Annotated in this window: 21 protein-coding genes; 17 read left to right on the forward strand and 4 right to left on the reverse strand. The window is 63.7% G+C overall.

Going from position 1 to position 24,712, the window contains the following annotated elements; all coding sequences use genetic code 11:
* The first annotated feature begins 114 nt into the window (after positions 1–114).
* Entirely contained in the window at positions 115–378 is a 264-nt protein-coding gene (locus AC1RWL_RS20265; RefSeq protein ID WP_439628592.1) for a hypothetical protein, read from the forward strand.
* Between the two features lie 51 nt (positions 379–429).
* Here the strand turns inward: AC1RWL_RS20265 and exbD are convergent, their stop codons facing one another.
* Both exbD and exbB read right to left on the reverse strand, forming a co-directional pair.
* Complete coding sequence (gene exbD / locus AC1RWL_RS20270; protein ID WP_435265406.1) at positions 430–867, reverse strand: TonB system transport protein ExbD; 438 nt, start codon at positions 865–867, stop codon at positions 430–432.
* 4 nt (positions 868–871) lie between these two features.
* Positions 872–1,882 (reverse strand): tonB-system energizer ExbB, encoded by a 1,011-nt coding sequence (exbB, locus tag AC1RWL_RS20275; protein ID WP_493096381.1) that lies wholly within the window; start codon positions 1,880–1,882, stop codon positions 872–874.
* Between the two features lie 369 nt (positions 1,883–2,251).
* On the opposite strand from exbB, the gene AC1RWL_RS20280 reads away from it, so the two are divergent.
* From AC1RWL_RS20280 to exoR, 6 genes are all read left to right on the forward strand, one after another.
* A complete protein-coding gene (locus AC1RWL_RS20280) occupies positions 2,252–2,902 on the forward strand; it encodes a protein-L-isoaspartate O-methyltransferase family protein (protein WP_256116198.1) in 651 nt (216 codons plus the stop codon).
* Positions 2,903–3,159: 257 nt separating this feature from the next.
* Positions 3,160–4,557, forward strand: a complete 1,398-nt coding sequence (locus tag AC1RWL_RS20285; RefSeq protein ID WP_493096220.1) for a TolC family outer membrane protein — start codon at positions 3,160–3,162, stop codon at positions 4,555–4,557.
* Between the two features lie 153 nt (positions 4,558–4,710).
* Positions 4,711–5,490 (forward strand): PopZ family protein, encoded by a 780-nt coding sequence (locus AC1RWL_RS20290; RefSeq protein WP_493096219.1) that lies wholly within the window; start codon positions 4,711–4,713, stop codon positions 5,488–5,490.
* Positions 5,491–5,627: 137 nt separating this feature from the next.
* A complete protein-coding gene (locus AC1RWL_RS20295) occupies positions 5,628–8,555 on the forward strand; it encodes a valine--tRNA ligase (protein ID WP_493096218.1) in 2,928 nt (975 codons plus the stop codon).
* Positions 8,556–8,910: 355 nt separating this feature from the next.
* Positions 8,911–10,155, forward strand: coding sequence for an OmpP1/FadL family transporter (locus AC1RWL_RS20300; protein WP_493096217.1), 1,245 nt, complete (start codon positions 8,911–8,913; stop codon positions 10,153–10,155).
* A gap of 364 nt (positions 10,156–10,519) precedes the next feature.
* The gene (gene exoR / locus AC1RWL_RS20305) at positions 10,520–11,323 is read left to right on the forward strand and encodes an exopolysaccharide production regulator ExoR (RefSeq protein WP_435265411.1); all 804 of its coding nucleotides are present in this window, start codon (positions 10,520–10,522) and stop codon (positions 11,321–11,323) included.
* A 19-nt stretch (positions 11,324–11,342) separates the two neighbouring features.
* Here the strand turns inward: exoR and xth are convergent, their stop codons facing one another.
* Together xth and erpA are read right to left on the reverse strand one after the other, a co-directional pair.
* Entirely contained in the window at positions 11,343–12,134 is a 792-nt protein-coding gene (gene xth / locus AC1RWL_RS20310) for an exodeoxyribonuclease III (protein WP_493096380.1), read from the reverse strand.
* Positions 12,135–12,164: 30 nt separating this feature from the next.
* Positions 12,165–12,497: an iron-sulfur cluster insertion protein ErpA gene (gene erpA, locus AC1RWL_RS20315; RefSeq protein WP_327506890.1), complete on the reverse strand. Its 333-nt coding sequence runs from the start codon at positions 12,495–12,497 to the stop codon at positions 12,165–12,167.
* A gap of 218 nt (positions 12,498–12,715) precedes the next feature.
* On the opposite strand from erpA, the gene AC1RWL_RS20320 reads away from it, so the two are divergent.
* From AC1RWL_RS20320 to tatC, 10 genes are all read left to right on the forward strand, one after another.
* Positions 12,716–13,936 carry a deoxyguanosinetriphosphate triphosphohydrolase gene (locus AC1RWL_RS20320; RefSeq protein WP_493096216.1) on the forward strand — a complete coding sequence of 407 codons (1,221 nt, stop codon included), beginning with the start codon at positions 12,716–12,718 and terminating at the stop codon, positions 13,934–13,936.
* Positions 13,937–13,973: 37 nt separating this feature from the next.
* The gene (gene argS, locus AC1RWL_RS20325) at positions 13,974–15,734 is read left to right on the forward strand and encodes an arginine--tRNA ligase (RefSeq protein ID WP_493096215.1); all 1,761 of its coding nucleotides are present in this window, start codon (positions 13,974–13,976) and stop codon (positions 15,732–15,734) included.
* Positions 15,735–15,797: 63 nt separating this feature from the next.
* Positions 15,798–19,091 carry an SPOR domain-containing protein gene (locus AC1RWL_RS20330; protein WP_493096214.1) on the forward strand — a complete coding sequence of 1,098 codons (3,294 nt, stop codon included), beginning with the start codon at positions 15,798–15,800 and terminating at the stop codon, positions 19,089–19,091.
* Between the two features lie 105 nt (positions 19,092–19,196).
* The gene (nagZ, locus tag AC1RWL_RS20335) at positions 19,197–20,216 is read left to right on the forward strand and encodes a beta-N-acetylhexosaminidase (protein ID WP_493096213.1); all 1,020 of its coding nucleotides are present in this window, start codon (positions 19,197–19,199) and stop codon (positions 20,214–20,216) included.
* A gap of 71 nt (positions 20,217–20,287) precedes the next feature.
* Positions 20,288–21,088: a segregation and condensation protein A gene (locus AC1RWL_RS20340; RefSeq protein ID WP_256116054.1), complete on the forward strand. Its 801-nt coding sequence runs from the start codon at positions 20,288–20,290 to the stop codon at positions 21,086–21,088.
* A 2-nt stretch (positions 21,089–21,090) separates the two neighbouring features.
* Positions 21,091–21,804, forward strand: a complete 714-nt coding sequence (gene scpB, locus AC1RWL_RS20345) for an SMC-Scp complex subunit ScpB (RefSeq protein WP_439618715.1) — start codon at positions 21,091–21,093, stop codon at positions 21,802–21,804.
* Positions 21,805–21,877: 73 nt separating this feature from the next.
* The gene (locus tag AC1RWL_RS20350) at positions 21,878–22,981 is read left to right on the forward strand and encodes an ABC transporter ATP-binding protein (protein WP_493096212.1); all 1,104 of its coding nucleotides are present in this window, start codon (positions 21,878–21,880) and stop codon (positions 22,979–22,981) included.
* A 42-nt stretch (positions 22,982–23,023) separates the two neighbouring features.
* Positions 23,024–23,221 (forward strand): twin-arginine translocase TatA/TatE family subunit, encoded by a 198-nt coding sequence (locus AC1RWL_RS20355; protein ID WP_256116053.1) that lies wholly within the window; start codon positions 23,024–23,026, stop codon positions 23,219–23,221.
* Positions 23,222–23,271: 50 nt separating this feature from the next.
* Positions 23,272–23,883, forward strand: coding sequence for a Sec-independent protein translocase protein TatB (gene tatB, locus AC1RWL_RS20360; RefSeq protein ID WP_493096211.1), 612 nt, complete (start codon positions 23,272–23,274; stop codon positions 23,881–23,883).
* On the forward strand, positions 23,880–24,710 hold the full coding sequence (gene tatC, locus AC1RWL_RS20365) for a twin-arginine translocase subunit TatC (RefSeq protein ID WP_493096210.1): 831 nt from the start codon (positions 23,880–23,882) through the stop codon (positions 24,708–24,710). The genes tatB and tatC overlap by 4 nt, the downstream gene beginning before the upstream one ends.
* Positions 24,711–24,712: the final 2 nt, after the last annotated feature.

The following is a 24,712-nucleotide window of genomic DNA, read 5'->3' on the forward strand; positions in this document are numbered from 1 at the left end:
CGGATTGTGAATTTTTTCCCCCCGGCAACTGCATCGTGCGCTCCTGTGATGGAACAAAGGCTTCGCCAACCCCATCTACAGTTTGATGAAATCGACAAGACAGGAGAATGCCCGATGCGCACGATAAAGACCCTGGCGGCGGTGGCGATGACGTTTGCGGTATTAAGCTCCGCCGCATACGCCATAGAGCCCATTCCGGGCAGCATCACCTATAATGGCCAGCCGCGGAGCAAGCTGACGAAGGCGCCCATCGGCAGCACGTTCGAACATCTGTTCCGTGACAGTTTCGGCGATCGTTATGTCGAGACTTACCGGATCGCACCGGACAGGTCGCTGCAACTGCTTTCCCGGCACAAGATCGATATTTTCCAGCGGTAGTGAGCGATGAGGGCCGAGGGAGGCGGCGCGCCCGAAGACGCGCCTTTGCCCTTATTGGGCCGCGGCCGGCGCCGCGCCTTCGAGGCCGACGAGCGCGATCTTGGCATAGCCGGCGGCGCGCAGCAGGTTCATGACATCCATGACATTGCCGTAGTCGACGGCCTTGTCGGCGCGCAGCAGGATGCGCGTGTCTTTGTTGCCGTCCGTCACCTCGTCGAGCTGCGGGCCGAAGGTATCGCGCCCGATCTCGCCATTGCCGATCGAGACAGTGAGGTCCTTCTTCAGCGTCATGAAGACAGGTTTGTCCTCGCGGGGCGTCGGCTGGGCGACGGAGGAGGGCAGGTCGACATTGATATCGACGGTGGCGAGCGGTGCCGCCACCATGAAGATGATGAGCAGCACCAGCATGACGTCGATGAACGGCGTCACGTTGATTTCGCTGTTCTCTTCCAGGTCGTCGCCGCCGCCTTCCTTGATCTTGCTCGCCATGACTTCACCCGATCTTCACGACGGAGCCGCTAGCGCGCTCGCTGCGCGGGGCGGCGTGACGCACGGCGCGGCGCACGTCGAGATCGCGGCTGGCGAGCCGTTCGATCGCGGCCGAAGCGTCGGCGAGGTTCTGGCGGTAGCCGGTGATGGCGCGCGCCAGGAAGTTGTAGATCACCACGGCGGGAATGGCGGCGACAAGGCCGATCGCCGTCGCCAGCAGGGCCTCGGCGATGCCGGGCGCGACGATGGCGAGGTTGGTGGTCTGCGCCTTTGAGATGCCGATGAACGAGTTCATGATGCCCCAGACGGTGCCGAACAGGCCGACGAAGGGGGCGGTCGAGCCGATCGTCGCGAGCAGGCCGGTGCCCTTGGCGATGCGGCGGCCGGCATGCACCTCCATGCGGCCGAGGCGCGAGGAGACGCGCTCCTTCACGCCGCCGTCGGATACGTGATCGAGCACGGCCTCGGAGGCATCCATTTCCTCGCGCGCCGCACGCGTCATGCGGGCGACCACGCCGCGGTTGCGGCCGAGCGCCTCTTCGCCATCCGCAAGGCCGCGGGCGGCAACGAGCCGGCGCACGGCGCGGCTGGCGGAGCGCTGCGCGGCACCAAGCTCCGCGAGCTTCACGAGCAGCACGGTCCAGGTGACGACGGAGGCGAAGGCAAGGCCGATCATCACGCCCTTGACGACGATATCGGCCGCCATGAACATGCCCCAGGGGGAAAGGTCATGCGGCAGGCCGGCCTGGCGCTCGCCGGCGGCGTCATCGACGGCGTCGAGTTCGGTCGCTTCTTCCTCCGCGGCGATGGCGTCCGGATCGGTCGCGGTCGCTGGGTTCGTCGCGGTGTCGGCAGTGCCTTCGGTCGTCGTCGGGCGCGCGGTCGTGTCCGTCGTCGAAGCGCCGCCTGTTGCGGCGCCCGTGGACTGGCCCGTCGTGTCCGGCTGGCCGTCCGTCTGGACCGATGGTGTCTCCTGGGTCTGCGCCGGGGCGGCGTGCGGGGCGGCAAGCGCCATCAGGAAGATCGCGAATAGCAGGCGAGACCGTTTCGGCACGGCGTATTCCTCTTACTTATCTTAGTTCAAGCGAAGCCCATTCAACAGAAACGGACATGGTGCGGCTGCCTTGGCATCCGTAAAACCTGAGTGTTCAATACGACATTATGCAGGGAGCAGGCAATAATATGTTGAGTAATTTATTCATGATAACCCTTGGATATTCCGGGAGCACGCGGTTCGAACCGGCCGGGCCGCGGTTTTTGCGCGCAACCCGTCGCCGCCACTGGACACCCGGCCCGAAAGCGCACTAAGAGAATTGCGACGCATCCGGCATCGCAACCGGGCCTTCGTGCCGCGGTCTGCCGCTTACTCACAGGGCTAGAGATGATTGACTACAAAGCAGCGCGCACGAAGATGGTGGACAACCAGATCCGTACGACGGACGTGACGTCGCACGAGGTGCTCGACGCCTTCCTGACCGTCGCGCGCGAAGAATTCGTGCCCGCGGCGGTGAAGCCGCTCGCCTATATCGACAACGACATCCAGCTCGTGCCCGGCCGCTACCTGATGGAGCCGTCGCCGCTGGCCAAGCTGATCCAGCTCGCCGAGATCGCCAATACCGACGTGGTGCTCGAAGTGGGCTGCGGCACCGGTTATGCCTCCGCGATCCTGTCGCGCCTCGGCAGTTCCGTCGTGGCGCTCGAAAGCGACGTGGATCTTGCCGCGACCGCGACGGACACGCTGTCCCGCCTTGGCCACGACAATGTCGCCGTCGTCACCGGCGATCTCGAGGCCGGCTACGCGCCGGAAGCGCCCTATGACGTGATCTTCGTGCACGGCGCCGTCGAATTCGTGCCGGATGCGATCTTCGCGCAGCTTCGCGACGGTGGTCGCCTGGTCGTCGTCGAGGGCTACGGCAATGCCTCGCAGGCCCGACTTTATATCAAGGAAGGCGGCCGGGTTTCCGAGCGCAACGTCTTCAACACGGCCGTCAAGCCGCTGCCGGGCTTCCGCAGGGCGAAGGAATTCGTCTTCTGAATGAGCGCTGAGGCGCTTTATCCCGGGCAGGCCCGATTTGTTGCACTTTCGCAACGGGCCTGTCCTATTGTCGTTACCAAATCCTTGCCGATGGACCTGCTGACTGTTCCCGAATGAACGAAGAGGCATTATCGCGGTCGGTGCGGCACCGTCCTTGGATGGTTGACGCCGCCCAAAAGCGTGCCCGGCCTGCGGCCGGTGAGAATTGTGTAAAGGCAGCTCATGCGCCGGGCTGGCCAGGATCGGAGTTTCGTACTGTGTCCATTCTTCGTCGAACCGCCTTTGCGCTAGCCCTCGCCACCGCCTTCCACGCCGTGCCGTACGGCGCATCCGCTGAAACGCTGGCCGGTGCGATGGCCAAGGCCTACGAGAACAATCCGGACCTGAATGCAGCCCGTGCGGCTCTGCGTGCCATTGATGAGAATGTGCCGATCGCGAAGGCGGGGATGCGTCCGCGTGTGACGGGTGTGGCCGAGGCGGAGGCTCAGCGCACGAATCTTGATGTGGGAACGCTCAACATCTTTGGTCGGCGCGGTAGTCGGCAAAGCGATTATGTCACCTCCAGTTATGGCATTACAATCAGCCAGCAGATCTTCGACGGCTTCCAGACGCTCTACCGCGTTAAAGCGGCCGAGGCGAATGTGCTGGCAAACCGCGAATCGCTTCGCGCGCAGGAAATTTCCATTCTTCTGGCGGCTGTCGAGTCTTATGCCAATATCGCGCGTGATCAGACGATCGTGTCGATCCGCAAACAGAATATCGCCTTCCTCAAAGAGCAGGTTAATGCTGCCAACGCACGCCTGAATGTCGGAGAGGGTACGCGTACGGACGTCAGCCTCGCGGAAGCCGAACTTGCTGCCGCCAATGCGCTGCTAACCGCAGCCGTGTCGTCGCTAAAGCAGAGCGAGGCCGCCTATGTGCAGATCGTCGGCGAAACGCCGAAAGGCATCAAGCAGCCGTCGTCGGCCAAGAAGGCTATGCCGCGTTCACTCGACAATGCTGTGGCGACGGGCATGCAAGAAAATCCGAACATCCTTGCCGCCATGCGCGGCGCCGATGCAGCCGGCTTCAATGTGAAGGAGGCCGAAGGCGCTATGCTGCCGGGCGTTTCCTTGCAGGGTAGTGTCTACAAGTCCGTCAATACGGAAGATGGGCCACAGGACAATCTCAGGGGCGCGGTATCCGCTCGCTTGACCGTTCCGATCTATCAAGGTGGAGCCGAATACGGCCAGATCCGCCAGGCGAAGGAACGGCTCGGCGAGAGCCAGTTGCTGGTGGATTCCGCGCGCATGGAAGTCCAGCGCACGATTGCCTCGGCGCATGCGCAATACGAGGCGGCAAACGCTTCCATAGCGGCTATCCGCGTGCAAATCGGTGCGGCTAACGAGGCGCTGAACGGCGTCATCGAGGAGCGAAACGTCGGCCAGCGCACGACGCTCGACGTGCTCAACGCCCAGCAGAACGTCCTCGATGCGCAGGAAGACCTCGCCGCCGTGCAGCGGAACGCTGTGGTCGCAAGCTATTCGCTGCTCGCCGCCACGGGCAGCCTGACTGTCCGCAGCCAGGGCCTGGAAGTGGCGGAATACCGGTCCGAGGTGCATTTCGAGGCCGTCAAGGACAAGTGGTTCGGCTTGAGAACCGTCGACAGCGAATAAGCCTCGCCCTTGGCAGGGCAAACAAATCTGTGCATCACTCGTAACACATGATTCGCGGCGATTTAGTTCGCCACCGAACTCGCCTAGGGTTTTCGGGATGTCCGGCAGGCTGGGAGCGGCAGGCTGTGGACGCCGCAGAGAACGGGGATAGAAATGGCTCAGCCAAATGTAGCGCGTGAACCGTCCATGGATGAAATCCTGGCGTCCATCCGCAAGATCATCGAGAACAACGAAGCCATGCCGGAGCTTGCGCCCGATGCCGATGGCGACGAGGGTTTCCACATCACGACCGACAGCCATTCCGGCAACCTGATGGACCACCCGGCCGTGGTCGAGCGGTTCCACAGCGAGGAACACCGTCCCTCCGCCATCCAGCCGATCCAGCGCGCTGAACCGGCGCAGGCCGCCCAGCCCGCTTTGTCGCTCGCCGATGTCGCCGCCCGCGTGCGCGCCGCGTCCGAGCGGCATGTCGCAAACCGGGAGCCGGAGGTTGAAGCCGTTTCCATCGAGCCGGTGCAGCTGCCGCTGCGTGAAGAAAACCCGGTGATGACTTCCCGCATGACGGCAAATGCCGGCCGCTTCGTGCCGCCGGTAGAAGCCGTCGAAAAGCGCGAGCCCTTTGTCGAAAAGCATGAGAGCGTGACGCCCCATGCCGAGCCGACGCCGGTCGCGGAAACACGCGTGGCCGAACCGGTCGGGGCAGGCCGTGATATCGCCGCTCTCGTTTCTCCCGCGGTCGGCGAGCGCGTGGCGCAGTCCTTTGGTGCGCTGGCGCAGGCGATGGATGCCGGCCCGCGCCGCTCCTTTGACGAGATCGCCGAAGAGATGCTGCGCCCGATGCTGCAGGAATGGCTCGACGACAATCTGCCGACGCTGGTCGAGCGGCTGGTGCGCGAAGAGATCGAACGGGTGGCGCGCGGCCCGCGCCGCTGACCGACGCCGCCATTCTCCTTGAAAATGGTTTGAGCCGCGCCGGACCCCCGGCGCGGCTTTTCTTCTGATATTGTTGACTTCACGCCGGCCATCCGGTTTAGAAAACCCTGACGACAAACAGCGGGCTTCGCACGAAAATGCTTGAAAAGAACTATGATTCCGCAGCGGTCGAGCCGCGAATTGCCAAGGCATGGGAAGATGCGGACGCGTTTCGCGCCGGCGAAGGCGCAAAACCGGGCGCCGAGACCTTCACCATCGTCATCCCGCCGCCGAACGTGACGGGCTCGCTGCATATGGGCCACGCGCTCAACAACACGCTGCAGGACATCATGGTCCGCTTCGAGCGCATGCGCGGCAAGGACGTGCTGTGGCAGCCGGGCATGGACCATGCCGGCATCGCGACTCAGATGGTCGTCGAACGCAAGCTCGCCGCCGAGAAGCTGCCCGGCCGGCGCGAGATGGGCCGTGACGCCTTCATCGAGAAGGTCTGGGAGTGGAAGGCGGAATCCGGCGGCCTGATCTTCAACCAGCTGAAGCGCCTCGGCGCGTCCTGTGACTGGTCGCGCGAACGCTTCACCATGGACGAGGGGCTTTCGGAAGCCGTGCTCGAAGTCTTCGTCTCGCTCTACAAGGAAGGGCTGATCTATCGCGGCAAGCGGCTTGTCAACTGGGACCCGAAGTTCGAAACGGCGATTTCGGACATGGAGGTCGAGAACAACGAAGTCAACGGCCACATGTGGCATTTCAAGTACCCGCTCGCCGGCGGGGAGACCTATACCTATGTCGAGAAGGACGCCGACGGCAACGTCGTCTTCCAGGAAGAGCGCGACTACATCTCGATTGCCACCACGCGTCCCGAAACGATGCTGGGCGATGGCGCCGTCGCCGTCCATCCCTTGGACGAGCGCTATGCGCCGATCGTCGGAAAGCTCTGCGAGATCCCGGTCGGCCCCAAGGCGCACCGCCGCCTCATCCCGATCATCACGGACGAGTATCCGGAACGGGATTTTGGTTCCGGTGCGGTTAAGATCACTGGCGCACATGACTTCAACGACTATCAGGTCGCCCGTCGCAACAATATCCCGCTCTACCGGCTGATGGACACGCAAGCCGCCATGCGCGCCGACGGCGAGCCCTATGCCTTCTATGCGGCGCAAGCGCTGGAAATCGCAAAATCCGGCAACCTGCCGAACGAGTCGGAGGTTGATGATATCAACCTCGTTCCCGACGAATATCGCGGCCTTGACCGTTACGAGGCGCGCAAGCGCATCATCGACGCGATCAATGCCGAGGGCCTTGCGGTCACCGTCAAGGACGATGAAGGCAACGACATTCCCTACGTCGAGAACAAGAAGGTCATGCAGCCCTTCGGCGACCGATCCGGCGTGGTCATCGAGCCGATGCTGACCGATCAGTGGTTCGTCGACAACAAGGCGCTTGCAGGTCCCGCACTGGATTCCGTTCGCGAAGGCCGCACCAACTTCGTGCCCAAGAACTGGGAAAAGACCTATTTCAACTGGCTTGAGAACATCGAGCCCTGGTGCATCTCCCGCCAGCTCTGGTGGGGTCACCAGATTCCCGCCTGGTATGGCCCTGACGGCCAGGTCTTTGTCGAGAAGAGCGAGGAGGAGGCGCTGCACGCCGCCATCCAGCACTATATCGCGCATGAAGGCCCCTGGAAGGCCTGGGTCGAGGAGAAGCTGGAGAACTTCCAGCCGGGCGAGATCCTGACGCGCGACGAGGATGTGCTCGACACCTGGTTCTCTTCCGCATTGTGGCCGTTCTCGACGCTCGGCTGGCCGGAAAAGACGCCAGCGCTCGAGCGCTATTATCCAACGAGCGTTCTCGTTACAGGGTTCGATATCATCCCGTTCTGGGTCGTGCGCATGATGCAGATGGGGCTGCATTTCATGAAGGATGAGCTTGGCAACCCGATCGAACCCTTCCACACGATCTACATCCACGCCCTTGTTCGCGACAAGAACGGGCAGAAGATGTCGAAGTCGAAGGGCAACGTCATCGATCCGCTCGAACTGATCGACGAATACGGTGCGGACGCGCTGCGCTTCACGCTGGCCATCATGGCCGCGCAGGGGCGCGACGTGAAGCTCGACCCGGCCCGCATTGCCGGCTACCGCAATTTCGGCACCAAGCTCTGGAACGCCACGCGCTTCGCCGAGATGAACGGGGTCGCGACCGATCCGAAGTTCGTGCCGGAAACGGCGTCGCTGACGATCAACCGCTGGATCCTGACGGAACTCGCCCGCACGGCGCGCGACGTCACCGAGGCGATCGAGACCTACCGCTTCAACGACGCGGCCGGCACGCTCTACCGCTTCGTCTGGAACCAGTTCTGCGACTGGTATCTCGAACTCTTGAAGCCGATCTTCATGGGCGAGGATGCGGCGGCGAAGGCGGAATCGCAGGCCTGCGCGGCCTATGTCCTGGAAGAGATCTACAAGCTCCTCCATCCGTTCATGCCCTTCATGACGGAAGAGCTCTGGGCGCACACCGCCGGCGAAGGCAAGACGCGGGATAGCCTGGTCTGCCACGCCGAATGGCCGTCGCCGGCCTATGCCGACGATGCGGCCGCCGACGAGATCAACTGGCTGGTCGATCTCGTCTCCGGCATCCGTTCGGTCCGCGCCGAAATGAACGTGCCGCCGAGCGCCACGGCGCCGCTCGTGGTCGTCGGCGCCAATGCCCTGACGAAGACGCGCCTCGAAACGCACGATTCGGCCATCCGCCGTCTCGCCCGCGTCTCGGAGATCGGCCTTGAAGACACGGCGCCGAAGGGTGCCGCGCAGATCGTCGTCGGCGAGGCGACCGCCTGCCTGCCGCTCGGCAGCCTGATCGATCTGGCGGCTGAGAAGGCGCGCCTCGAAAAGGCGATCGACAAGGCAAAGGCTGAAGCCGGCCGCATCGAGGGCAAGCTGTCGAACGAAAAGTTCGTCGCCAATGCCAAGCCCGAGGTGGTCGAGGCCGAGCGCGAACGCTTCGCGGAGCTCGAACAGCAGCTCGCAAGCCTCGCGGTGGCGCTTGGCCGCGTCAGCGAAGCAGGCTGATTCCCCTAAAATCTGCCGGGAAGACGAAAAAACCGCGCCGGAGACCCCGGCGCGGTTTTCTATTCGGTAAGCGGGCTGCAAAATTCCGGCTGTGTCGGAAATGTGACAGAACGTCGCTGCGTTGGAATGAATATCCACGAATCTGTCGAAATCCACGCGATTCCGAAAAAATCTACCTGGGCTCGCTGTTATTGAGGGTCTTCATAAAAAACTTACGTAATTCCTTAAATACTCATTGGAAATCACAGGCGAGAACTGGGGTTTGCCAAGCAAGCGCGCGTCTTCGATAGTCAGGACGGAGAGGCGCGCGGCAAAGGCAGTTGTCGTTAGCGCAAGACTTTGTGAGGGGGATTGCATGGGTAAGAAAACGATCGGCCGCGGCGTGATGGCCGCAATGGCATTGCTGGCCTCGACATCGGCTCAGGCCGGTGGCCTGGAGCGAGGCGGCTACAATATCGACCTTCTGTTCGATCCTTCGGATTATGCGGCGGAGGCAGCCACGACCTATGTCGCGCCGCAGCGCGAACTCGACAATGTCGTCGACATCAACCCGCTCAACGGGGACCTGAACGGTCGGCCGAACAACGGCATCGACGACAGCGAGGGCTACTGGATTCCGCGTGTCGGCGTGAAGGCGAGAATCTTCGACGACGTCGACTGCATCGCCGACTATTCTCAGCCGTGGGGCGCCCATACCAATCCGGGCGCGAACTGGGCCGGCGCCAACGACAATATGGAGACCAAGATCGAGAGCGACAACTACGCTGCGACCTGCTCCTATAAGTTCGATGTCGGTCAGGGCCAGCTTCGCCTGATCGGCGGCGCTTTCTACCAGGAAGTGGGCGGCTTCAAGGAGCGTCTCACGGCCGACCTTTCCGGCACGGGCCTTCCTCTCAGCGGCGTCGGCCGGCTGGATCTCGAAGGCAGCGGCTGGGGCTGGCGTACCGGCGTCGCCTACGAGATTCCGGATTATGCGCTTCGCGTCAGCCTGGTCTACAACAGCGCGGTCGACCTCGATAATCTCGACGGCACGATCGACCTGCGCAATTCGGTGCTTCCGGTGCCTGGCGGCGGCTTCATTCCCGGCACGAAATACAATGTGGAGAGCTTTGCCTCCATGCCGGATTCGCTGGAACTGAAATTCCAGACCGGCGTCGCCCCCGACTGGCTCGTCTTCGGCTCGGTCAAGTGGACGGACTGGAGCCAACTGCAGATCATCAAGGTGACGGCGAAGGACACGACCGATCCGCGCAACGTGCCCACCTCGCTCGACCTGCTCTATCGCGACGGCTGGACGGTCACCGGCGGCGTCGGCCACAAGTTCAACGAAAAGCTCAGCGGTGCCATGAGCCTGACCTGGGACCGCGGCACCAGCCATGGCTACGGCAGCCAGACGGATACCTGGACGCTCGGATCCGGTGTTTCCTACAATGTGAGCGAGAATGTCGAATTGCGCCTCGCCGGCGCGGTCGGCCTGCTGACGAGCGGCAGCTCCAGGCCACAGGTCGTCGACGGCCAGACTGTCGGCGGCAATGCCCAATACGATTTCGGAACCGATTTCTTCAGCGCCATCTCGACCTCGCTCAAGGTCAAATTCTGATCGGCGGACCATCAAGAGATCAGAATCAGGCCCGGCGTCATCGCCGGGCCTTTTTTCTTGGTTAAGACTTTGTTGCTCCGGTTAAGCCTCTCTGGGGAAACCACAGCGAGGCGTCAAATTATGTGACGGAATCGCAACACATTTTTTTCCAGAGTTTGCTACACACCTAGACGAGAGACGAGATGTCCATTTCCCGCCACAAACGGGGCGCAGCGATAATGACAAGTAGACGCGTGAAACCGCGCCCAAGGAAACGATGAGCCAGCCGATGTCATTGCCGCCGGAGTTGCCGGAAATCCGCACGAGACCCGTGCGATTCCGGTTTGGCACAGCGAACCAGGCTGGGCACGGAATTGTAGAAGTGATGCCCAAGTCCGAGTTGTCGCCGATGAAAATAGTGGTAATGGGTCTTTGCCTTTCGCTCTCCTTTGGAGCGGCATCACAGGCCCTCGCATTCGATCCCCAGTCCGGCGTCAGCAGGGAAAGCGGTCCCTTCGACCTCTTCAAGTTCGGTTTCTTCTCCTACAAGAAGGGGCGCAAGGAAGACGCCATCGAGGCCTATCGTTATGCGGCGGAAAAGGGCCATACCGGCTCGCGCTGGGCGCTTGCCAATATGTATGCCGATGGCGACGGCGTGCCGGAGAACGACCTCGAAGCTTTCAAGATCTACAGCGAGATCGCCCAGGCCGGCGTCGAGCCGGGTTCGGAAGATACCGGCTACTTCGCCAATGCGCTGATCGCGCTCGCCAGCTACTATCGCCGCGGCATTCCGGATAGTCCCGTGAAGGTCGACATGACCCAGGCCCGCCAACTCTATTTCCAGGCAGCCTCGGCCTTCGGCATTCCGGAAGCGCAGTTCCAGCTCGGTCGCATGATGCTTTCGGGTGAGGGCGGCAGTGCCAGCGTGCACCAGGCCAAGAAGTGGCTGAACCGGGCGCGCAACAACGGCCATGCCGGCGCGATGGGCCTGTTCGGCAACATCCTCTTCCAGGAAGGCCAGGCCGCCCGCGGGCTCGCCTTCATGACCGCAGCTCTCGATCACTGCCCGCCGAAGGACTGTGCCTGGCTGCAGGCGACGCAGGAGGAAGCCTTTTCCGTCGCAAGCGAGGAAGACCGCCGCAAGGGCGTAGCGCTCGCGCAGAGCATCCGCTTCAATCCGGACGAATAAGACCTTTTAGGTTTTTGCCTCAGGCCGCGTAATCGAGCACGGCCACGACCGGCACATGGTCGGACGGCTTTTCCCAGGCGCGCACATGCTTTTCGACCGCCGTCGAGACGAGGCGGTCCGAGGCTTCGGCCGACAGCATGAGATGGTCGATGCGGATGCCGAAATTCTTCGGCCAGCATCCTGCCTGATAATCCCAGAACGTATAGAGCGGCACCGCATCCGACGTGGCGCGAACCGCATCCGTCAGGCCGAGATTTTCCAGCCGGCGGAAAGCCTGGCGGGTCGGCGGCAGGTAGAGCGCGTCCTTTTCCCAGACCTTGACGTCCCAGCAATCGTGCGGCTCGGGAATGACATTGTAGTCGCCGGCGAGAATGAGCGGCTCTTCGAGCGCCAGCCGGTCCTCAGCAAAGGCGATGAGCCGTTCCATCCAAGAAAGCTTGTAGGGATATTTCACCGGATCGTCCGGCGGGTTGCCGTTCGGCAGGTAGATCGAGCAGACGCGGATGACGCCGCCCTCGACGGAAAACACGCCCTCGATGAAGCGCGCCTGTTCGTCACCGTCGCCACCGGGCAGGCCGCGGTTCACCTCGCCCGGGCGGATCTTCGAGAGCAGCGCGACGCCGTTGAAACCCTTCTGGCCGTGCGTCTCGACATGATAGCCGAGCGCCTCGATCTCACCGCGCGGAAACGCCTCGTCGACCGACTTGATTTCCTGCAAGGCGACGATGTCGGGATTGGATTCCTTCAGCCACGCAACCAAGTTGTCGATGCGCGCCCGCACGCCGTTGATGTTCCAGGTGGCAATCTTCATCGGCATGCGGGAGTCCTGTGATTCGTGAGTTCAGATCGAGAAGCTGGTGCCGCAGCCGCAGCTTGCAACCGCGTTGGGGTTCTTGATCTGGAAGGATTGGCCGAGCAGGTTGTCGATGAAGTCGATCTCCGACCCGTCCATGTAGACGAGGGAGAGCTGGTCGATCAGCACCTTGGCCTTGTCCTTTTCGAGCACCAGGTCGTCGTCCTGCTGGTCCTCGACGAGGTCGAATTTGTAGGAAAAGCCGGAACAGCCGCCGCCTTCCACGGAGACGCGCAACGCCTGCTTTTCCGGTGAGGAATTGAGGATTGACGCAATGCGCCGTGCGGCGGCGTCGGAAATACTTACGGACTTGTCGTTCATGTCTGCCTCCTGCCGGGGTCAAGATCCGGAGAGAATCGCTCTGTCGCACAGATGGCGACTTCGTCGCCGACGGCAGGGGCGGCTGCGGAGCGCATTGGGCAAATCCCTGAAAAGGCTTGCATTTCACGCTCAGCTTGCAGCCGGACTTGCCGCTGTGCACACTATAGGTATGAAGGCATTGCGGCCGCGTCAATGGGCGGCGTGAATGCGGGTGACGAATGACACTGGACAGACATGCGCTGGGTTTCGGCGCGGGGCAACGCGCCATCTATGCCTCCGACCCCTGGGCGACCCGCGGGCGGCTTTATCCCGAGCCGGAAAGCCCCACGCGGTCGGACTTCCAGCGCGACCGCGACCGTATCGTGCACACCACGGCCTTCCGCCGCCTGAAGCACAAGACGCAGGTCTTCATCGCCGCCGACGGCGATCATTATCGCACGCGGCTGACCCACACGATCGAGGTGGCGCAGATTGCCCGTGCGCTGGCGCGGGCGCTGAAGCTCGACGAGGATCTCGCCGAGGGGGTGGCGCTGGTGCACGATTTCGGCCACACGCCCTTCGGCCATACCGGCGAGGACGCGCTGCACGAGGTGCTGGAGCCCTTCGGCGGCTTCGACCACAATGCGCAATCGCTGCGTATCGTCACCAAGCTGGAGCGGCGTTATGCCGATTTCGACGGGCTGAACCTCACCTGGGAGAGCCTGGAGGGCCTCGTCAAGCACAATGGACCGTTGATCGGCCCGACGGGCGAATGCACGCACGGCGACGACGTGCCCCGGCCGATCCTCGAATATTGCGCCGTGCACGACCTGGAACTGGCGAGCTATGCCAGCCTGGAGGCGCAGGTGGCGGCGATCGCCGACGATATCGCCTACAACACCCATGACATCGACGATGGCCTGCGCTCCGGCTACCTGACCTTCGAGATGCTGGAGGACGTGCCGTTCCTGGCAAAACTGATGCGAGAGGTGCGCGAGCGCTATCCGGACCTCGAAGCATCGCGCTTCACCCACGAGATCATGCGCCGCCAGATTACCGCCATGGTGGAGGACGTGATCGGCTATGCGCAGCAGGCGATCCGCGAGGAGCGCCCGGAAAGTGCCGAGGATGTGCGCAAGGCGCGCCGGGTGCTTGCGACCTTCACCGACGAGATGGCCGTCACGGACAAGCAGATCAAGCGCCTGCTGTTTTCCCGCATCTATCGCCACCCGGAGGTGATGCGCGTGCGCGCCAACGCGGCGTCCATCCTGACAGACCTCTATCACGCCTATATGGACGACCCGCAGCTCATGCAGGGGCACTATTGGGTGGACCGCATTTCGACCATGCCGGAATCGGCGCGCGCCCGCCATGTCGGTGATTATCTCGCGGGAATGACCGACAACTACGCGATCAGCACGCACCGCCGGCTGTTTGACCATACCCCGGAATTGCGATAGTCAGCCGCCCACGGATCGCTTCGCGCGGATGGATGAGATGAACCTTTTTACAGACTTCGACAACAGAATCAAAAACGTACTCGAAGGACTTGAAATCGTCCGTGAGAAGCGCGCCGAGCTGGATTTCGGCCGCATCAGCGTCGAGCCGCCGCGCGACCAGAGCCATGGCGACGTGGCGACCAATGCCGCGATGGTGCTGGCAAAGCCGCTCGGCCTCAATCCGCGCGCACTCGCCGACCTTATCGTCGAAGAGCTGAAGAAGGACCCGCAGGTGGCCGAGGTCGCCGTCGCCGGGCCGGGCTTCATCAACGTGCGCCTTTCCGTCGCCTATTGGCAGGCGCTGCTCGCCGGCATGATCCGGCAGGGCACGGACTATGGCCGCGGCTCGCTCGGCACCGGGCGCAAGGTGAATGTGGAATATGTCTCCGCCAACCCGACCGGCCCGATGCATGTCGGCCATTGCCGGGGTGCCGTGGTGGGTGACGCGCTCGCCAACCTGCTGGGCTTTGCCGGCTATGCGGTGACAAAGGAATATTACATCAACGACGCCGGCTCGCAGATCGACGTGCTGGCCCGCTCGGCGTTCCTGCGCTACCGCGAGGCGCTGGGCGAGGCGATCGGCGATATTCCGTCGGGCCTCTATCCGGGCGATTACCTGAAGCCGGTCGGCGAGGCGCTGGCGGAAGAGTTCGGCACGACGCTGCGCGCCATGCCGGAACACCAGTGGATGCCGCTCGTCAAGGACAGGACGATCGACGCGATGATGGCGATGATCCGCGAGGATCTGGCCGCATTGAACGTCCACCACGACGTCTTCTATTCCGAACGCTCGCTGCATGCCGGCAACGGTGCGCCGATCCGCACGGCGATCAACGACCTGACCTTCAAGGGCCATGTCTACAAGGGCGTGCTGCCGCCGCCGAAGGGCCAGCTGCCGGAAGACTGGGAAGACCGCGAGCAGACGCTGTTTCGTTCGACGGAAGTGGGCGACGATATCGACCGCCCGCTGATCAAGTCTGACGGCTCCTATACCTATTTCGCCGCCGACGTCGCCTACTTCAAGGACAAGTTCGACCGCGGCTTCGACGAGATGATCTATGTGCTCGGCGCCGACCATGGCGGTTACGTCAAGCGCCTGGAGGCTGTCGCGCGTGCCGTTTCCGAAGGTAAGGCGAAGCTGACGGTGCTGCTCTGCCAGCTCGTCAAGCTGTTCCGCAACGGCGAGCCGGTCAAGATGTCGAAGCGCTCCGGCGACTTCGTCACGCTGCGCGACGTGGTCGACGAGGTCGGCCGCGATTCCGTGCGCTTCATGATGCTCTATCGCAAGAACAGCGAGCCGCTCGACTTCGACTTCGCCAAGGTGACGGAGCAGTCCAAGGACAATCCGGTCTTCTACGTGCAGTATGCCCATGCGCGCTGCATGTCGGTGTTCCGCCAGGCGGCCGAGGCCTTTCCGGGGCTCGACATCGGTTCGCTCGATCTCGCGGCCTCGATCGAGGGCAAGATCGCTGATCCTAGCGAGTTGCAGCTTCTCGCAAAGCTGGCAGAATATCCCCGCGTCATCGAGGGCGCGGCACTGGCGCACGAGCCGCACCGCATCGCTTTTTACCTCTATGATCTTGCCAGTGCTTTCCATGCGCATTGGAATAAAGGCAAAGAGCAACCGGAATTACGGTTTGTTAACGATAAAAATAGAGAATTGAGTATTGCCAGACTTGGGCTGGTGAATGCTGTCGCGTCTGTTCTTAAGTCCGGCCTGTCGATTACAGGCACGGCCGCCCCGGACGAAATGCGATAACGTCACCATTTCCCCACAATAAGCTGGCAAACGCGTTTTTGTAGCTTGTGAGTGGGAAGCAGTATGGCAGAGAAGAACTTCGCGCGAAGCGGAACCGCTGACACGGATCTCCTGGCGGACGACGATCCGTTGGCCGAGCTTGCCCGTCTCGTCGGCTACGAGCCGCGTCCGCTTCAGGACGTCCGCAAGCCTTCCTCCGAACCGGTCGCCGACGCCGCGCAAACTGTGCCGCGACGGGACAACCCGGTGCTCGCCCTCGAGGACGAGCTGATGCGCGCCTTCGAGCAATATGACACGCCGAGCCGCGTCGCGGTCGAGCCGGTCGTCGCCGAGCGCGCAGCCCCGCGCCATGTCGAGCCCGTTTTCGATGCGCCGGAGCCTGCCGCCGAAGAGAGCGGTGCCGTTCTCGACGAGGTGCCGACGCGCGACGTCGCAACGAGCGATATCGGTAACCGCGAGCCTTCCTTCGAAGAGCCGTCCGTCACTGAGCAGGCGATCGAGCCCTCTTTCGAGGATGCGCTGATCGTTGGTGATCCGCAGTACGGTGCCACGCTCAGCGACGTCGACTATCGCGAGCCCGCTTTTAAAGAGCCGGCGGTCGAGCCGACTCCTGTTGAAGAAGAACTCATTGCCGATGTCCGGCCGGCCGAGCCTGAGCCGGAACTGGAATTCGATCCCGCCTTGTTGCTGGCCGACGAGCTTGAAACGGCCATGCACGAAGACGTGCCCGCCGTCGAGGCCGAGCCGACGGCGCATGCGGGCCTGAAATTCGTCGAGAGGCTGGAGCCGCGCTTCGAACAGCGCAGCGAGCCGGTCGTCGAAACCTATATTCCCGAGCGCACCAGCGCCGATGAGCGCCAGCCGGCCTTCCTAGGCTTCCAGCCGCACGCGGCGGATGAAAACCCGCTCGACGATGTCGGTCTCGACCTGGAACGCGAGCTGGAGCTTTCGATCGGCGACGGTTTTGCCGACGATCTTTTGGCCGACGACCGCGCGCCGCGCGAGCACAGCGCCGAAGCCTCCTTCGTCGAGCAGCTGCCGGTGACCGTGGAAGCCGATGGCGAGCCGAGTTTCGACGGCTGGATGCCAGACGAGGCGGTCCGCGAGGATGCCGAGCCGTTCCATGCCGAACCGGTCTATGCCCGCGACGAGCCGCATTTCGTCGCCGAAATGCCCTTCGAAAACCGCGAGGACCGCGCCCGTGCAGTAGCGGAAGCCGAAACGCAATGGCAGGCCGAAGAGCCAACGCTCGAAGCCGAGCCCGACTACCGGGTCGAATCCGTCGAGCCGGGCCAGAACTACGACCGCGATGCGCTGCTGGCCGAGGTCGAGCGTTATCCCGTGCCGGAAACCCGCTCTTCGCTTGCCGCCGTGACGGCGACGCCGCGCACCACCGGCAGCCTCTCCTCCATCTTCGGCCGCGCGACGCCCGTCGCGCACCGCCAGCCGGTAGCCGAGACGGCGCGGACGCCGTTCATCGAGACCGTTCGCGAACCGGTCTTCGAACCCATCCAGAGCCCGGTCGTCGAGACCCGCCAGGAGCCGGTCGCGATGCCGACCTCGGTCGCCGCCGAGCCGGACCTCGATTTCGAGAACCTGGAATTCGACCTCTCCGACATCGACCTGGATCTTTCCGATTTTTCGCTGGACGACGAGCCGGTGAAGGAAGAGGTCAAGGCCGAGGTCGCAAGGCCGGTCGAGGTTGTGACGCCGGTGCGCCGCGAACCCGCCGTTGCCGTTCCGGTCTCCACCTATACCGCGCCGCAGCCCGTCATCACCGAGACGGCCGATGGCGCGCTGCCCTTCGACCCAGCGATGATTGCCGATACGGACGAAGGCGTCTCGCCGGTGACCGAACTCGACGTGCCGCAGCTTCCGGTCATCGAGAAGGAAAAGCCGCCGGTCTACCAGCCGGACTATGATTTCGACATCGATGCTGAAATGGCGCAGCTCTTCACCGAGCCGTCGACCAAGGCGCGCACGGAAGACCTGCAGGCGGGCGTTGCCGCCGGGGCGGTTGCCGCAGCTGTCGCCCAGCCGACGGCACAGATCAACGATGTCGACGATTTCGAGCGCGCGCTGGAAGAGGATTTCCGCCGCTCGCTGAGTCAGCCGGAGCGCATGGCGATCCCGGTCGATCCCGGGCAGGCGAGCACGCTCTATACCGGCGACGGGTATGACGACGAGCAGGCGCGCCCGCGCCGCGGCCTGCTGATCGCCGCCTCCATCGCGGCCCTTGTGCTGGTCGGTGGTGGCGGCGTCTACGCCTGGACCGCCTTTACCGGCGGCACCGCCGGTTCCGGCGAGCCGCGCGTCATCCTTGCAGACAAGACCCCGGTGAAGATCGTGCCGGAGGAAAAGGGCGGCAAGACCGTTCCGAACCAGGACAAGGCCGTCTACGACCGCGTGGCCGGCGATGCCGCCGCCACGCCGCAGCAGGAACAGCTCGTCACCTCGACGGAAGAGCCGGTCGATGTCGTGCAGCGCACGCTGACGCCGGAAACCCTGCCGTTCGACGGTCCGGAAGACGGCGTTGAAGCGGTTATCCAGGCGGACGACGAAAACCGTCTGCTGCCGGGCGTCGACGAGCCCCAGACCGCAACGGCGGAAGGTGGCAACAAGCCGCTCGTCTCGCCGCGCAAGGTCAAGACGATGATCGTCAAGCCGGACGGCACGCTGGTCGCCCGCGAGGAAACCGTCACCGAGCCCGTGGTCGAAACCGCCGATATCGACGCCAAGGCCACCGCAACGACTGGCAGCGCCTCGGGCGAGGCCGTCGCCACGGCGAATGCCACGATCGATGCGGATGCCTCGCTCAGCGCCGAGCAGGCGGCAAGCGAAGGCCAGCCGCGCTCTGCGCTCGCCGAAGTGGCGGATGTTGAGGTCGACGACACCGCGCCCGTGCGCACCGTGAAGACGACGACGATCGGTGCGACGGATACCTCGACGGACGGCAACGCGCCGGTTCCGGAAACCCGCCCGATCGACCAGCCGGTCACCGTCGTCGGCACCGTCACCGAAAACGGCAATGTCTCGGGCACCCAGACCGCCGAAGCCAAGCCCGCGGAAACCCAGCAGACGGCGGAACAGACGCAGGTTGCTGCCGTCGCCCCCGGCAGCTACGTGATCCAGATCGCCTCGCTGCCCTCGGAAGCCGAAGCGCAGAAGAGCTACAACTCGCTGTCCTCGAAATTCTCGAGCGTCATCGGCGGCCGCGGCGTGGATATCAAGAAGGCGGAAATCCCCAACAAGGGCACCTTCTTCCGTGTGCGCATCCCCGTCGGCTCGCGCGAAGAGGCTAACTCGCTCTGCAGTCGCTACAAGAGCGCGGGCGGCAGCTGCCTCGTCACCCGCTGAGGCTGGCAGAGATTTTCTGAAGAGGCGCGGCAGGTCCGCGCCTCTTTGATTCCCGCGAAGGCGCAACCCTTCGTCTTTCCAAACCGAACCTCTAAGATTGCGGACATGAGCGAATCGAAATCCTTCCTTTCGGGCTGCAAGGGCCTGAGCCTCACCGCCGACGAAAAGGCCTTCTTCCGCAGCGAGCGGCCCTGGGGCTTCATCCTCTTCGGCCGCAATATCGGCGAGCCGGCGCAGGTGGCCGACCTGACGGCCGAGATGCGCGACTGCATCGGCGGCGGCAGCGACATCGCGGTGCTGATCGACCAGGAAGGGGGCCGCGTCCAGCGCATCAAGCCGCCGCATGTGCAACAATATCCGAATGCCGCGGCGCTTGGTGCGATCTACCGCGCGGATGCGGAAAAGGGGCTGCGCGCCGCCTGGCTGATGTCGCGCCTGCATGCCTTCGATCTTCTGCGCCTCGGCATCAATGTCGATTGCCTGCCGGTGCTCGACGTCGCCGTACCGGGCGTGCACGATGTCATCGGCAACCGCGCCTACGGCCAGGAACCGGAGATCGTCTCGGTGATGGGCAAGGCGGCGGCGGAAGGCCTCAAGGCCGGCGGCCTGCTGCCGATCATGAAGCACATTCCGGGCCACGGCCGCACCATGGTCGATTCGCACCACGACCTTCCGGTGGTGCATGCGAGCCGCGAAGAGCTGGAGGCCTGCGACTTCGTGCCCTTCCGCCGCATGAAGGACGAGCTGATGGCGATGTCCGCCCATATCGTCTTCACCGCCATCGACGGCGACAATCCGGCGACGACGTCGGCCAAGGTGGTGAGCGAGATCATCCGCGGCCATATCGGCTTCGATGGGCTGCTGATGTCCGACGACGTGTCGATGAACGCGCTGAAAGGCGATATTGCTGCAAGAAGCCGGGGAATCATCGCCGCTGGGCTCGACATGGTGTTGCATTGCCATGGCATCATGGACGAAATGATAGCGGTGACCGAAAACGTGCCGCCGCTCACGGGCGACAGCCTGCGGCGGGCGAATGCGGTGCGCGCGGGCTTCCCGACTCCGGATGGGGCGGACGAGCAGGCGCTGCGCGAAGAGTTCAACGCGATGATCGCGGTGGCCTGAAACGCTAGAGGGGCGACGTGCAGGGAACGGGGCCGAAGCCACAGAAGAAGGGTCGCGGTGCGGATGCGCCGATGGACGACCTGTGGCAGGAGGGCGGCGAGGAGCGGGGGCTTTCCGAGGAGAGCCTCGTCGTCGATCTCGCCGGCTTCGAAGGCCCGCTCGACCTTCTCCTGCACCTTGCCCGCACGCAGAAGGTGGATCTCACCCGCATCTCCGTGCTGGCGCTCGCAGAGCAATATCTCGTCTTCATCGACCGCGCGCGAAAGATCCGCATCGAGCTTGCGGCCGACTACCTCGTCATGGCGGCCTGGCTCGCCTATCTCAAATCCCGACTGCTGATCCCGCGGCAGGCAAAGGACGACGGTCCTTCGGGCGAGGAAATGGCGGCGAGCCTCGCCTTCCGCCTGAAGCGGCTGGAGGCGATGCGCGATGCAGCGACCCGGCTCGTCAACCGCAACCGCCTCGGCCGCGACGTCTTTGCCCGCGGCATGCCGGAACATATCCCGGTCGAACGGAGCTCGACCTTCGAGGCCTCGCTCTACGACCTGCTCAACGCCTATGCCTCGCTGCGCCAGCGCCATGCCATCACGCAGGTCACCATCGAGAAGCGCACCGTCTGGTCGCTCGCCGAGGCGCGGGACATCCTGTCGCTGCTGGTCGGCGAGTTCGAGGACTGGACGGCGCTCGACCATTTCATGCTGCGCTACCTGACCGACCCCGCAGACCGCACCACGGCAATCGCCAGCGCCTTTGCCGCGACGCTGGAAATGGTGCGGGAAGGGCGGCTGGAGCTTCGCCAGGACGGCGCCTTCCAGCCGATCTACCTGCGCCGCGGGCCGAACCCCGAAGGCGACGAGGACGGGGGGCCGTGAGCGTGATCGAAGGCGAGGACGACGCACCGCACGATGCGGATGGCGGCACGATCGTCGATCCGCGCCGGCTGCATGAGGCCGCGCGCATTGCCGAAGCCCTGGTCTTCGCCTCCGCCGGCCCGGTCTCCGCGGCCTATATCGCCGAGCGCCTGCCGCGCGGCGTCGATGTGCTGCATGTGATGCGCGAGTTGAAGGGGCTTTATGCCGGCCGCGGCGTCAATCTCGTGCAGATGGACGACAACTGGGCCTTCCGCACCGCGCCAGATCTCTCCTTCGTCATCCGCACCGACGAGACGGAGCTGCGCAAATTGTCGCGCGCCGCCCTCGAAGTGCTGTCGATCATCGCCTATCACCAGCCGGTCACGCGCGCCGAGATCGAGGATATCCGCGGCGTGCAGACCTCCAAAGGCACGCTGGACGTGCTGATGGAGGCCGGCTGGGTGCGCTTTCGCGGCCGCCGTCGCTCGCCGGGACGCCCGGTTACCTTCGGCACGACGCGCGATTTTCTCGATCATTTCGGCCTCGAAGACCTGCGCGACCTGCCGGGGCTGGAGGAGCTGAAGGGTGCCGGCCTGCTGACCGGCCGCATCCCCGCCAATTTCCAGGTGCCCATGCCGCTTCGCGAGGACGAACTGGCGGAAGACGAGGACCCGATCACCCAGCTCGACCTCGAAGAACTCGGTCTCTTGACACCGGGCGGAAAAGAAGACGAATAGACGAAGCTTATCGCCAGCACCGGTCGCCGGCGACAGGCCAGTGACTGGCCAAGGGACTGGGAAAACTTCGGAAATGGCTTCGGACCCGTCAGGCTCCAACGGTATCGAGACGAGACGGGCATCGGCGGTGATGTTCGGCGCGCGCCTGTCCTTCGAGGATATACACCACAGCTACCACAACAAGCAGACGATCCGCGGCATTTCGCTGACGGCGGAACCCGGCGAAGTTCTTTGCCTGCTCGGCCCCTCCGGTTCCGGCAAGACGACGCTGCTGCGCATCGCCGCCGGCATCGAGGCGCAGAGCGCCGGCCGCGTGCTGCTCAACGACCGCGAGATCGCCGGCCCGACCACCTTCCTGCCGCCCGAGCGGCGCGGCGTCGGCCTGATGTTCCAGGATTTCGCGTTGTTCCCGCATATGTCGGTGCTCGAAAATGTTCGTTTCGGCCTGACGGCGCTGCCGCGAATGGAAGCGGAGGCCGAAGCGCTGGTGGCGCTCGACCGCGTCGGACTGTCGCACTATGCCCAGAAATTTCCGCATGTCCTGTCCGGCGGCGAGCAGCAGCGCGTGGCGCTTGCCCGGGCGCTTGCGCCGCGGCCGTCGGTCCTGCTGATGGACGAGCCGTTCTCCGGCCTCGATTCGCGCCTCAAGGATTCCATCCGCGCGGACACGCTGGCGATCTTGCGCCATTCGCGCGCCAGCGCCATCGTGGTGACCCATGATGCCGAGGAGGCGATGCGCATGGGTGACCGGATCGCGCTTCTGAAGGACGGCCGCCTCGTGCAGGTGGGCACGGCGGAAGAGCTCTATCTTCGCCCGAAAAACATTTTTGCAGCCGCTTTCTTCTCCGAAATCAACGAATTTCCCGGCCATGTGCGCGGCGGCGTCGTCGAAACGCCGCTCGGCAATGCCGACGGCAAGGATTTTTCGGACGGCCAGAAGGTGCATGTCGCGGTGCGCCTGTCGGGCCTGCACGTCATGGAAACCGGCGGCGACATTCCGGCGCGCATCCTGTCGCGGCGCTTTCTCGGCGTGGTCGAGCTGCTGGATCTCGCCGTGCCGGGCACCGATCGGCCGGTTCGGGCGCGCGTCAGGGCCGATCAATTGGCGGCCGGATTGCGCGACGTCACGCTTTCGGCTAACCAGCGCGACATACTAGTGTTTGAAAAAGACGCCTGAACGTCTTACATCGGGGTTCGAGTTCGAAAGGGAGTTACGGGAATGGGTTCTTTCAGCATCTGGCATTGGCTGATCGTTCTGGTGGTTGTGCTGCTGCTGTTCGGCCGCGGCAAGATTCCGGAACTGATGGGTGATGTCGCCAAGGGCATCAAGAATTTCAAGAAGGGCATGTCCGAAGAGGAAGCGGCCGCCGCTGACAAGGCGAAGACCGTCGATCACAAGGCTGACGAGGTCAAGTGACCGGCGTTTGGCCGCGGGCGGTGGTTCGCGGCCCATGAGGACAATACCCAATGCTTGATGTCGGCTGGACCGAAATACTCGTCATCGCGATCGTCTTGATCATCGTGGTCGGTCCGAAGGACCTGCCGCAGATGCTGCGCACGTTCGGCCGTATGATGTCGAAGATGCGCGGCATGGCGAGCGATTTCCGCCAGCAGTTCGACGAGGCGCTGCGCGAGGCCGATCTCGAAGATGTGAAGAAGACGATCGGCGAAGCACAGAAGCTCAATCCGCTGAACACCATCCGCGAGGCGGTCAATCCGCTGCGCCAGATGGGCAACGAGATCAAGGCGGACCTGCAGAAGTCGGCCAGTTCCGTTACATCGTCGACGACCACGAGCACGCCGACGGAAAGCGTGCCGCTCGCCGTGCCGTCCGAGGCCAACAAGCCGGCCTCGGCAGAGCCGGTGGCTGCCGTCCCGCTGAAGGCGGGGCCGACGAAGAAGACGGCGGCGAAGAAGCCTGCCGAAACGGCCGCCAAGACCACGAAGCCGCGCAAGGCGGCCGCCAAGGTTGAGGCCGAGACGCAGGCCGCTGCCAAGCCGGCGGCAAAGGTTGCCACGGCCAAAAAGGCCGCTCCCGCCAAGGCCAAGACGACAAAGACCAAGAAGGACGAGGCATGAGCGGCGATATCGAAGACAAGCCCCAGCCGCTGATCGAGCACCTGATCGAGCTCCGCCAGCGCCTGCTCTGGGCGGTCGGCGCCTTTTTCGTCGCCTTCCTGGTCTGCTTCTATTTCGCCAAGCAGCTCTTCAACCTGCTCGTCCTGCCGTTCAAATGGGCAGTGGAGTGGGCGGGGCTGACGCATCGCAATGTGGAGCTGATCTACACCGCGCCGCAGGAGTTCTTTTTCACGCAGATCAAGGTCGCCATGTTCGGCGCCTTCGTCATCGCCTTTCCGGTGATCGCCCAGCAGGTCTACAAGTTCGTCGCGCCCGGCCTCTACAAGAACGAGCGCTCGGCCTTCCTACCGTTCCTGATCGCCTCGCCGATCCTGTTCCTGATCGGCGCCGCACTGGTCTATTTCTTCTTCACGCCCATGGTCATGTGGTTCTTCCTTGCCATGGAGCAGGGCGGCGGCGAGGGGCAGGTCTCCATCCAGCTTCTGCCGAAGGTTTCCGAATATCTCAGCCTGATCATGTCGCTGATCTTCGCTTTCGGCCTGGTCTTCCAGCTTCCGGTCATCTCGTCGCTGCTGGTGCGCGCCGGTTTCATCACGTCGCAGACGCTGAAGGAAAAGCGCAAATACGCGATCGTCATCGCCTTCGTGGTGGCGGCCGTGCTGACGCCGCCCGATCCGGTTTCCCAGATCGGCCTTGCACTGCCGGCCATCCTTCTCTACGAGATTTCCATCTATACGGCCCGACTCATCGAACGGCAGCGGGCGAACGCCTCGAACGCGCAGGACGCGGAAAACGAGGTCGCAGCAACCACGGGCGAGGCCGACTGAGG

It is taken from the genome of Shinella sp. GW821-FHT10F02, assembly GCF_058809275.1.